Source organism: Myxococcus sp. CA039A (assembly GCF_013336645.1).
GTDB lineage: Bacteria > Myxococcota > Myxococcia > Myxococcales > Myxococcaceae > Myxococcus > Myxococcus llanfairpwllgwyngyllgogerychwyrndrobwllllantysiliogogogochensis.
This window is the reverse complement of the sequence record NZ_JABUMQ010000730.1, coordinates 1-674: the sequence shown is the minus strand read 5'-3', so window position 1 is coordinate 674 and position 674 is coordinate 1. Positions and strand designations below refer to the sequence as shown.

Annotated in this window: 1 protein-coding gene; it reads right to left on the bottom strand. The window is 74.2% G+C overall.

The window, feature by feature from the left end; genetic code table 11:
- On the bottom strand, positions 1-633 hold a 633-nt coding region (locus HR086_RS47310), incomplete at its 3' end, for an acyltransferase (RefSeq protein ID WP_174468956.1).
- Positions 634-674 lie beyond the last annotated feature (41 nt).

Genomic DNA, 674 nt, shown 5'->3' with positions numbered 1-674 from the left:
GCCCGGAGCCCCCGAGCGGTGGCGCTGGCGACGGTCCCCGAGCACACGGGCGGGCACCCCACCGACGACGGCCCAGGCAGGCACGTCGCGAGTGACGACGGCGCCCATGGCCACCACGGCGTGGTCCCCCACCGTGACGCCGTCCGTCACGCCCGCGTTGGCACCTATCCACACATCCGCGCCCAGGGTGATGCCCTGGGAGGTGACGGGCTGGTCTCGCACGGGGCGGTCCGGGGCGAGGCCGTGGTCGAAGGCATAGAGGGTGGCGCCGGTGGCGATGCGGGTGCCCTCACCGATGCGGATGCCGCCGGCGCCGCCGTCCAGGCTCACGCGGGCGTTGAGGCTCACCCGGGGCCCGAGGACGACGGGGCCGTGGACGAAGGCATCCGCGGCGATGCTGCACCCGGGGCCAATGACGACCGCGCGGCCGGGCTCGGCGAAGATGCGCGCCTCCGGGGCGATGAAGCAGCCCTCGGCGATTTCGACGGTCTCCAGCTCACGCAGGCGCTCCTGCACCTCGCGTTGCCACGCGTCCGCCCACTCGCGGTGGCGCGGCTTGAGGGAGAAATAGAGCCACGGCATCCACGAGAGCCGGAGCTTGTGCTGCTCACGGCGGAGCGCGTCCAGGTCCACGCCCCCTGCCTACCATGAGCCCCGGGGGTTCGGGGTGGGCG